General features: G+C 74.9%; 10 protein-coding genes and 1 pseudogene. All 11 read right to left on the bottom strand.

The genetic code is table 11. From position 1 onward, the window contains the following. The coding region (locus tag E1258_RS25980) for an endo-1,4-beta-xylanase (RefSeq protein WP_243715693.1) at positions 1–1,050 on the bottom strand (1,050 nt) is incomplete at its 3' end. A 525-nt stretch (positions 1,051–1,575) separates the two neighbouring features. Further along, the gene (alc, locus tag E1258_RS25975) at positions 1,576–2,652 is read right to left on the bottom strand and encodes an allantoicase (RefSeq protein ID WP_243715692.1); all 1,077 of its coding nucleotides are present in this window, start codon (positions 2,650–2,652) and stop codon (positions 1,576–1,578) included. Then, entirely contained in the window at positions 2,649–3,965 is a 1,317-nt protein-coding gene (gene allB / locus E1258_RS25970) for an allantoinase AllB (protein WP_132405720.1), read from the bottom strand. The genes alc and allB overlap by 4 nt, the downstream gene beginning before the upstream one ends. Before the next feature lie 37 nt (positions 3,966–4,002). Continuing rightward, positions 4,003–5,187, bottom strand: coding sequence for an aldolase/citrate lyase family protein (locus E1258_RS25965; RefSeq protein ID WP_243715691.1), 1,185 nt, complete (start codon positions 5,185–5,187; stop codon positions 4,003–4,005). Beyond that, a complete protein-coding gene (locus E1258_RS25960) occupies positions 5,187–6,542 on the bottom strand; it encodes an 8-oxoguanine deaminase (RefSeq protein WP_132405718.1) in 1,356 nt (451 codons plus the stop codon). The genes E1258_RS25965 and E1258_RS25960 overlap by 1 nt, the downstream gene beginning before the upstream one ends. A 61-nt stretch (positions 6,543–6,603) precedes the next feature. Then, the gene (gene pucL, locus E1258_RS25955; protein ID WP_007076254.1) at positions 6,604–7,458 is read right to left on the bottom strand and encodes a factor-independent urate hydroxylase; all 855 of its coding nucleotides are present in this window, start codon (positions 7,456–7,458) and stop codon (positions 6,604–6,606) included. Positions 7,459–7,461: 3 nt separating this feature from the next. Beyond that, positions 7,462–7,824: a hydroxyisourate hydrolase gene (gene uraH / locus E1258_RS25950; RefSeq protein ID WP_132405716.1), complete on the bottom strand. Its 363-nt coding sequence runs from the start codon at positions 7,822–7,824 to the stop codon at positions 7,462–7,464. Then, positions 7,811–8,317, bottom strand: coding sequence for a 2-oxo-4-hydroxy-4-carboxy-5-ureidoimidazoline decarboxylase (gene uraD, locus E1258_RS25945; protein WP_243715690.1), 507 nt, complete (start codon positions 8,315–8,317; stop codon positions 7,811–7,813). The genes uraH and uraD overlap by 14 nt, the downstream gene beginning before the upstream one ends. Before the next feature lie 159 nt (positions 8,318–8,476). Continuing rightward, entirely contained in the window at positions 8,477–9,010 is a 534-nt protein-coding gene (locus E1258_RS25940) for an XdhC family protein (protein ID WP_243715689.1), read from the bottom strand. Between the two features lie 22 nt (positions 9,011–9,032). Beyond that, positions 9,033–9,110: pseudogene (locus E1258_RS36010) on the bottom strand (hypothetical protein); the annotation flags it as partial. 1 nt (position 9,111) lies between these two features. Continuing rightward, the gene (locus E1258_RS25930; protein WP_243715688.1) at positions 9,112–9,735 is read right to left on the bottom strand and encodes an NTP transferase domain-containing protein; all 624 of its coding nucleotides are present in this window, start codon (positions 9,733–9,735) and stop codon (positions 9,112–9,114) included. Positions 9,736–10,021 lie beyond the last annotated feature (286 nt).

The raw sequence follows: 10,021 nt of genomic DNA, 5'->3' as shown, positions 1-10,021 counted from the left end.
GGGAGTGGGAGTGGGAGTCGCGCTGTTCAACGCCTCGAGGGTGGCGGTGTAGGCGGGCTTCTTGTTGCCGTTGCACTCGAAGAGCAGCGGGGTGCCACCGGACCGCCACGAGTCGCAGTCCCGCACGCCCCACGTCGTGACACCGTTGCAGCGGGCGACGGCCAGACAGTCGTTGATCACGTTGCGGTAGGTGTTGGCCTGCGTGCTGCCGGAACCCTCGATGTCCAGCTCGGTGATCTGGACGTCCACGCCGAGGGCCGCGAAGCTGGACAGGGTGGTGCGGTAGTTGCTCGGGTACGGCGAGTTGGCGTTGAAGTGCGACTGGAAACCGACGCAGTCGATCGGCACGCCACGCTGCTTGAAGTCCCGCACCATGTTGTAGACGGCCTGCGTCTTCGCGTGGGTCCAGTCGTCGGTGTTGTAGTCGTTGTAGCAGAGCTTCGCGCCGGGGTCGGCGGCGTCCGCCGCCCGGAACGCGGCCTCGATCCAGTCGTTGCCGGTGCGCTGCAGGTTCGAGTCGCGCCGCGCGCCACTGGGGCCGTCGGCGAACGCCTCGTTCACCACGTCCCAGGCGACGACCTTGCCCCGGTAGTAGGCGGCGACCCGGGTGACGTGATTCAGCATCGCCTGGCGCAGGGCGCTGCCGCTCATGCTCTGCATCCACGGCGGCTGCTGCGAGTGCCAGGCCAGGGTGTGGCCGCGCACCTGCCAGCCGCGGCTGAGGGCATGGTTGACGATCCGGTCGGCGCTGCCGAAGGTGAAGTTGTTCTGCTGCGGCTCGGTCGCGTCGATCTTCATCTCGTTCTCGGGAGTGACGCTGTTGAACTCCCGGTTCAAGATCGTTGTGTACGCGCTGTCGCCGAGCTTCTGCCCAGCGACGGCGGCGCCGAAGTACCGACCCGACTGGGCCGCGGCCGCGCCCAGGGTGGTCTCGGCGGCCTGGGCGAAACTGGGAAGCAGGGAGAGGGTGAGAGCCGCCACGGCGGTGGCGACTCCGGTGACCGAGAGCGTTCGAAGTCGACGCCTCGTGGGACGGGTCCAGGAGAACATGCTGATCCTCCAGCAGGGGGACGGAAGTACGAAGCTCGCCTCGATGCCGACGCCGGCCGTGGCGCTTGCGCCTCACGGCCGCCCCGGCGACACGGCCCAGGCCAGGCGCGAATACCGGGACGCGGTGTGCCCTGGGCTGTGTGACCAGCGAGTACAGCGTGCGGTGAGTGGTCCGGCGCCCGCTTGCGATAGGTGGTGGCTACGGGCGCCGGGCTCTCGCCGCGTGGTCGACTCGAGCACCTCCTGAGGGTGTGGGTTGAGCGTTGCCGGGGTGACCGCCTCGCCCGGCCGATGGTCGGGAGTCGGGGCGGTGGCGCGATGCACTTTGGGTCGTTTTGCGATGGGCCTCGGGGTGGGCCGACCCGTGTCGGCACTCATCTTCATCGATGGACTTAGGTTTTCAGAAAGTTGCGGATTTATCAAGCGATAGTTTCGATGCGGTCGCCATGGTGTGACGGGCTCGCGAACGCGTTCGGACGCGGTCCCGGGTCCCACCACGGACGGCCCGGCCGGGCGAGGCCGTCTTCACACCTCACCCGACCGGGCCGTGAGCCAGCGGGCCGCGAGCGCGTCCCGGCCGACGGGATCGATCTGGCCGGTCACCCGCAGCCGGGCCATCCCGCCGTCGGGGAAGATATCCAGCCGGACGTGGGTGGCGGCCCGGGGCTCGGCGACCGCAAAGCGGTGCCGGGTGTCCGGCAGCAGCCGGGTGTCCGGCAGCAGGGGAAACCACGCGCCCGGGTCGTCGAGGTCGCCGTGGCGGTCGTCGGCGGCGCGTAGCGTGGCGCGTCCCGGTGCGTTGCCCTTGAAGTGGCTGGTGTCGAGGTCGACGAAGTGCGCGACCCCGGGCACGCCCAGCCGGACCAGCACCCAGTCGTTGCCGTCGTCGCGGCGGCGGGCGGTCTCCCAGCCTTCCCCCATCACCCGGGCCGGGCCGGGCGCGAGCAGGTTCTGCGGGGCGCCGTAGAACCCGTCGCTGCACCCCTGCACCTGTCCGCCGTGTTCCGTCGCCGCCAGGTCGAGGACGTCGGGCAGCAGGCGCGGGTCGGGCACCACGTCCCCGTGCACCCGCAGCCGGGCGACCCCGCCGTCGGGGAAGATGGTGAGCCGGACGTGGGTGACGTGGTGGGGCACGCTGACCGGGAAGGCGTTGCGGGCGTCGCCGGCCAGCGGCGAGCGGCCCAGCAGCGGCACCCACCGCGCCCGGGCCAGCTCGGCCGGCCCCGGATAGCCGTCGACGGCGCACCCGTCGACGGCGGCGAAGGGCGGATAGTTGCCGGTGAAGAAGCTGGTGTCGACGACCAGCAGGCGCACGATGCCCGGCAGGCCGAGCCGGACGATGGCGTGGTCGGAGCCGGGCTCGCGGCGGCGTCGGGTCTCCCAGCCGTCGTAGACCTGCCCCTTCGCGGCGAAGGTGCGGGGCGAGAAGGTCGGGGGCAGCGGCTCCACCAGGTTGTCCGCTGCGGCGAAGAACTCGTCGGTGGCGGTGACGACGCCACCGCCGAAGGCGCGCGAGGCCAGGTCGGGCAGGGTGGCCAGCGCACGCAGGGCCGCCGGATCGGGGCGGGTGGCCGGGCCGGCGGACTCGCCCGGGGCGCTCACGCCGCACCCGCCCGCAGCAGCCGGCCGCGTGGGGCGTCGCCGGTGACCGGTTCGCCGCGCAGCCAGGTGGCCCGCACGACGCCGGTCAACTGCTGCCCGGCGTACGGCGTCACGGGGTGCCGGTGGTGCAGCAGGCCCGGCTCGACGCGGAAGCCGGCGTCCGCGTCGAAGGCCACCAGGTCGGCGTCGCAGCCCACCGCGAGCCGGCCCTTGCCGGGCAGCCCGGCCAGGTTGGCCGGGCCGGTGGCCATCCAGCCGACGACGTCGGCCAGGTCGTGCCCACGGCGGCGGGCCTGGGTCCACACCACCGGCAGGCTGAGCTGTACCGACGCGACGCCGCCCCAGGCCGCGGCGAAGTCGCCGGTGTCGGCCCGTTTCAGCTCCGGCGGGCAGGGCGAGTGGTCGCTGACCACGCAGTCCACGGTGCCGTCGGCCAGCGCGGCCCAGAGCCGGTCCTGGTTGTCGCGGTCCCGGATCGGCGGGCAGCACTTGAACTCGGTCGCGCCGTCCGGCACCTGCTCGGCGGTCAACGCGAGGTAGTGCGGGCAGGTCTCCACGCTCAGCCGCACGCCGTCCGCCCGCGCGGCGACCAGCTCGGGCAGAGCCCCGGCCGACGACAGGTGCAGCACGTGGACCCGGGCCCCGGTCCGGCGGGCGGCGGCCACCACCGTCGCGACGGCGGACCGCTCGGCCGCCGGCGGTCGGGACGCGACGAAGTCGGCGTAGCGCGGCGACGGGGGCGACTGGCGCACCGACCCCGGGTCCTCGGCGTGCACGACGAAGAGCGCGTCGACCGTACGCAGGGCCTGCTCCAGCAGGTCGGCGTCGACCGGGGGGAACTCCGGCACGCCGGAGTCGACGAGGAACGCCTTGAAGCCGAACACCCCGGCCCGGTCCAGTGCCACGAGGTCGCCGAGGTTGCCCGGCACGACGCCGCCCCAGAACCCGACGTCGACATGGCAGCGGCCCCGCGCGGCGGCGCGCTTGGTCTCCAGCGCGGCCACGGTGACGGTCGGTGGGACGCTGTTCAGCGGCATGTCGATCAGGGTGGTGACACCGCCGGCCGCGGCGGCCCGGGTGGCGCTGGCGAAGCCCTCCCACTCGGTGCGGCCGGGCTCGTTGACGTGCACGTGCGTGTCCACCAGGCCGGGCAGCAGTGCGACGTCGCCCAGGTCCTCGTCGACGCCGGCGTCGAGCGGTTCGTCGTATCCGGCGAGCGCGGCGATCCGGCCGGCGCGCACGCCGACCGCCGCCGGCCGTTGCCCGCCCGGCAGCACCGCCCGCCGGGATCGCACCACCAGGTCGTAGCTCATCGGCCCTCCTCATCTCCTCGGCCCGGCACCGGTCAGGTCACGACGCGTGCCGCCGCAGCTCGGCCCGGTCGAATCCGGTCCCCGCGAAGGTGAGCGCCCCGCAGTGCAGCCCGCGCAGCAGGAACCCGGCGAGCGCGCGCCGGGTCGCCGGCTCGTCCAGCACCCCCTCCGAGCGGCGGTCCAGGTAGGCCCGCAACCGCCGGGCCGCGTCGGGCGCGCCGTCGCGGAAGAAGGCGTACGTCGCGGCGAACCGGGTCGGCAACTGCGCCGGGTGCAGGTCCCAGCCCTGGTAGAAGCCGCGTTCGAGGGAGCGGCGGACCAGCCGGGAGTGCAGCGCCCAGGCCGCCCGCACCGCCGTCGCCCCGCCCACCGGCAGCACGTTGGTGGAGCCGTCGCAGACAGGCACCCCGGCACCGGCCGCCGCCACCTGCATCACCGCCTTGGCATGATCGGCGGCCGGGTGCTCCATGCTCTGGTACGGGCCGGCCACCCCGCACGCCGCGCTGTAGTCGTACGTGCCGAAGTGCAGCCCCGCGCAGCGGCCCCCGGCGGCGGCGACCAGCCGGGCGACCGTCGCCGTGCCGTCCGGGCCGAGCACCGCGCGGGGCACCTCCACCTGCACCTCGAACCGCAGCGCCTCGTCCGCCAGCCCGTACGCCGTCTCCAGGCGAGCGCAGAGCGCGGCCATCGCCTCGACCTGCGCCGGGTGGCTGACCTTGGGCAGGGTCACCACGAAGCCGGCCGGCGGCCCGCCGCAGGCGTCGAGGAACAGGTCGAGGCTGCGGACCGCCCGGTGCCGGGTCGCCGCCTCCAGGCACTTGATCCGTACCCCGACGAAGGGCGTGGCGGCCCCGGCGGAGTGGGCCTGCACCAGCGCCCGGGCGGCCGAGCGCACCGCGTCGTCCTCGGCGTCGTCGTCGCGTACCCCGAAGCCGTCCTCCAGGTCGACCCGCAGGTCCTCGATCGGTTCCCGGGCCAGCTTGCCTTCCACAGCGGCGCGCAGCTCCTCGGCGAACGGCAGCGGCGAATGGTCCCGCAGCGCGGCCAGCGCGGCGGCCCCCCAGGACGGCACGAGGTCGGCGGTGACCCGGTCGGCGGGGACGTACACGGTGTGCACCGGCTGCCGGACGGCGACGGGGGGTGGCTGCGCGCCGCCCAGCTCGGCGTCGACGGCGGCGAGCCGGTCGTCGAGGTCGGCGTAGGCGTCCCGGGCCAGGCGCATCAGTCGGCCAGCGCCAGCAGCCGGCGGTGCGCCCGGGCGGCCTGCCCGGCGAGGGTCTCGGCGTCGGCGGTGCGCAGCTCAGCGTGCTCGACGACGGTGCGGCCGCCGACCAGCAGCAGCGCCAGCGGTGCGGGCGGGCCGAGCACCAGCGCCGCGACCGGATCGTCGATGCCGGCGTGCCCCAGCCCGTCGAGACGCCAGAGCGCGACGTCGGCGAGCTTGCCCACCTCCAGCGAGCCGATCTCGTCGGCGCGGCCGAGGCACTCGGCGCCGCCGACGGTGCCCAGGGCGAGGGCCTGCCGGGCGGTCAGCGCGGCCGGGCCGCCGCGCAGCCGGGCCGCGTAGAGCGCCTGCCGCAGTTCGGCGCCGAGCTGGCCGGCCTCCTGGGAGGCGGCGCCATCGACGCCGAGGCCCACCGGCACCCCGGCGGCGAGCAGCTCCGGCACGCGGGCGGTGCCGGCGCCGAGGCGGGCGTTCGAGCTGGGGCAGTGCGCCACCGCCGTCCCGGTGGCGGCCAGCCGGTCCAGCGCCGGGTCGTCCAGGTGTACGCCGTGGGCCAGCCACACGTCGTCGCCGAGCCAGCCGAGCTGCTCGGCGTACTCGACCGGGGTGCAGCCGTGCGTGGCACGGCAGTACTGCTCCTCCTCGGCGGTCTCGGCCAGGTGGGTGTGCAGCCGGACCCCCCGACGCCGGGCCAGCGCGGCGGACTCCCGCATCAGGGTGCTGGTGACCGAGAACGGTGAGCACGGGGCCACGGAGATCCGCAGCATCGAGCCGGGCGAGGGGTCGTGGTAGCGGTCGATGGCGGTCTCGGTGGCCAGCAGCGCCGCCTCGGTGCGCTCCACCAGCGAGTCCGGGGGCAGCCCGCCCGCCGACCGGCCGAGGTCCATCGACCCCCGGCACGGCTGGAAGCGCAGCCCGACCAGCCGGGCGGCCTCGATCTCGGCGGCCAGCGGGTCGTCACCGCCCGGGGGGAACACGTAGTGGTGGTCGGTGCTGGTCGTGCAGCCGGACAGGGCGAGCCAGCCCAACCCGGCCGCCGCCGCGGCGTTGACCATCTCGGCGTCCAGCCCGGCCCAGACCGGGTAGAGGGTGGTGAGCCAGCCGAACAGGTCCGACTGCTGGGCCAGCCCCCGGGTCACCCACTGGTAGAGGTGGTGGTGGGCGTTGACCAGGCCCGGGGTGGCCAGGCAGCCGGTGCCGTCGACCAGGCGGGCCGACCGGTCCACCGCATCGGCCCGCCCGGCCCCGACGGCGGTGATCCGGCCGTCGTCGCCGATCACCACGTGACCGACGGAGTACTCGGTGCGGGCGGCGTCGACCGTGGCGACGGCGCAGTTCTCGATGACGATCACCGGTGCCCCCGGCGTGCTGCGGCGGTGCCGGCGGGCCAGGCGGGGTGGGCGGGCACGGCACTCACCAGTCCCCGCCGGCCGGGGCGACGTCGTCGCGGCCGACGGTGCCCTCGATCACCCCGTACGGCCGGTCGGTGGCGACGAACACGGCGTTGGGGTTGTCCAGCCCGAACGGCGACAGGTCGACCGGGATGTGGTGCCGGTTGGGCAGCGACAGCTTGATCTCCGCCAGCTCCGGCCGGGTCTGGAGGACCCGCCGGCCCATCGCGTACAGGGTCTGCTGCAACGACCTGCTGTACGTCTCGACGAACGCGGCGACCAACGCCTCGCGTACCCGCTGGTAGGCGGCATCCCAGTCCGCTCCGGCGTCGAGGTGCCGCCAGCGGGCGTCCACAGCGGTGGCCAGGATCCGGTCGGTGGTCTCCGGCAGCGTCGTGTACTCGTCGCGCACGTAGCCGTGGAACTCGGAGTTCGTGGTGTTCATCAGCACCAGACCGGTCAGCCCGGACACCACCTGGGCGGTGTCCCCGTCGTAGCTGACCGTCGCGGTGCGGGTCTGCGCGCCGTCGCGCTGGAAGGAGTGCGGCCCGAGCCGCTGCCAGCCGAACTCCTGCACGGCCACCCGGGCGTGTCGGACGGCCGCCTGGCTGTGCACGAAGTGCCGGGCCAGCAGGAGCGCGAACGCCTCGGGGGAGGCGACGCCGTGCTCGCGGGCGAACGCGTAGACGGTGTTCTTCTGCGAGTCGGTGGGCAGCACCTGACTGTTGTCGCCGGTGAGATGGGTGGCGTCCAGGTCCCCGGCGAGGGCGGTGCGGACGTCGAGGTCGCGCAGCGTGTGCCGGTCGCCGTCGCGGGCCACGTGGACCACGCGCACCTCGGCCTTGCCGTACCGGTTGGGCCCCAGCACGATCCCCATCTGTCAACTCCCTCGGTAGGTGGTGTAGCCGAACGGACTGAGCAGCAGCGGCAGGTGCAGGTGCGCGTCGGGATCACCGACCAGAAAGGACAGCACGACCTCCGGGAAGAAGGGATCCGGTCCGAGGTGCCCGTCGAGGTCGAAGACGAGCCGGTACCGGCCGGCCGCCCACTCGCCCGCCGGCACCCAGTCGCGCAGCCGGCCGTCGGCGTCGGTCCGCCCGGCCCCGACCTGGCGCCACCGCGTACCGCCGAGCCGGTCGAGCCGGACCGGGATGCCCGGCGCGGGCAGCCCGACGACCGTGTCGAGCACGTGCGTGGACAACGGCGCGAACGGGCCGCCGCGGCCCGTGTCAGGCCGGCTCATCGAGCAGCTTCCTGATCCGCAGCGCGGCGATCTTCATCAGTTCATCGCGTACCACGGCCCGCTCGGTGGCCTCGTCGTGCGCCAGCCGGGCCCGCGCGGCGGCGAGCAACTCCACGTCGCTGCGGCCGGTGGCGCAGATCAGGAAGAGGTGCCCGAAGCGGCGCTCGTACTCCTCGTTCGCCTCGGCGATGGCCGCGCGGGTCCGGCCGGACGATGCGTCCAGGCCGGACTGTTCCCCCCGCGACCAGCCGTCCTCCCGGCGCTGCCCCACCGGGCGCTGGCCGATGCGCGGGTGGGCGGCGAGCGCCTGTTCGACCTCGGGCCAGGTGAGCCGCGCGCTGGCGGCATCCGCCGCGGCCAGCAGCGCGGCCAGGTTCTGATACGGCCGCCCGGCGACGATCTCGCGGGCCCAGCGGGGGACGGCGCAGCAGGCCGCAAGCTCGTCCTCGGCCCGCTGCGCGGCGAGCGCGTTGAACTCCTCGATCCGACCCACGGTCGCCCTCCCGTCCCTTGCGGAAGGAGTCAAACAGGCGGGCCGGCGGGCCGAACAGCGCCGCGACGACCAAAACCGGCCAAGTTACCGACGCCCCCGTTGTACGTTCCTCCAGCCTCCAGCCGGTCGCCCGTCAGCGGGCGGAGGCTGCCGGTGGCGTCAGCCGTGGATGCTGCCGGTGGCGTCTCGCAGCCGCCCGCCCCGGCGGCAGTTGCGGACCGCGACGAGTTCCGCGACGATGCTGACGGCCGTCTCGGCGGCGCTGCGCCCACCCAGGTCCAGGCCGACGGGCGAACTGAGCCGGGCCAGCGCCGCCTCGGTGACGCCGGCCTCGCGGAGCCGGCCGAGCCGGTCGTGGTGGGTCCGCCGGGAGCCCATCGCCCCCACGAAGCCCAGCTCCAGGTCGAGGGCCAGCCGCAGCGCCGGGACGTCGAACTTCGCGTCGTGGGTGAGCACGCACACGGCGGTCCGTTCGTTCAGCCGGCCCGCAGCGGCCTCGGCCGCGAGGTAGCGGTGCGGCCAGTCGACCACCACCTCCTGCGCCTGCGGGAATCGGCGCGCGGTGGCGAAGACCGGGCGGGCGTCGCAGACGGTGACCCGGTAGCCCAGGACGACGCCGATCCGGGCGAGCTCGGCCGCGACGTCGATCGCGCCGAACACGATCAGCCGGGGTGGCGGGGCATAGGACCGCACCAGCACCGTCCGGGTGGGGGGCGCTGCGCCAGGTCTCGACGACGGTGGCCAGGGCGACGGCTTCGCCGTCGTCGCAGCGGCGCAGCAACTCGGCGAGCACCTCATCCACCGCCGGGCCACCCCTCGTCGGCGGGCGGCACGTCGAGGTCCGCGTCGTGGGCCACGTCGGCGCACGGCACGATCCGCACCCGGTCGAGGCGCTGGCGCAGGTAGCCGCCCGCGCCGGTGTCGCCGGTCGCCGAGGCGAGCACGCCTGTCCAGTGTTCCCGGCCCAGCAGCACCGGGTGACCCCGGCGGCCCGGCCCGTAGCCAGCCGTGGCCAGGGCCGCCGGGCCGGCGTCGGCCGCGACCCGCCGTACCGCCTCGGCGGAGATGCCCGGCATGTCGACGAGGAGCACCACCACCGCCACCACGTCGGTGGCGGTGAGTGCCGTCAGCCCCACCCGCAGTGAGGAGTTCATTCCGGTGGCCCAGCGGGGGCTGCCGACCACCCGGGCGCCGGAGAGGTCGGCGACGGCGCGGACCCGGTCGGCCGCCGCGCCGAGCACCACCAGCGCCGGGGCGCAGCCGGCCTCGACGAGGGTACGCACCGCGCGTTCCACCAGCAGCGGGCCGCTGTGGCGGACGAGCGCCTTGGGCCCGCCGTAGCGGCGGCCGGCACCGGCGGCGAGTACCAGGCCGGCGACGGTCCCGGGGCTCGACCCGGTCGTGGTGGATAGCTGCACGACATCTCCCTCGCGCCGGGGCGGGACCGCCGCACAGGGCGGCCGACGACGGCACCGGGCCACGATTTGCCTGGCGGCGGGCTGCCCGAGCGCGGGCGGATCGGCTCACCATGCGGAGCGGGCCCGCAGGCTGTCAAGGGGTGGCCGCCCCGGGCGTCGCGGCCGCCGCCCCGGTTTGGAGCTTCGTCCAACGAGGCCGGGTTCGCGTCCGGCCGTGTTGTCACCGGCGCGCATTGTCGGGCCGGCGGCCGTGTTGCTTGGATTCCCCCATCGGTCACCGCCGCCC

It is taken from the genome of Micromonospora sp. KC207, assembly GCF_004348615.1.
Classification (GTDB): domain Bacteria; phylum Actinomycetota; class Actinomycetes; order Mycobacteriales; family Micromonosporaceae; genus Micromonospora.
The sequence above is the reverse complement of the archived record's forward strand: the minus strand, read 5'-3'. Positions and strand labels throughout refer to the sequence as shown.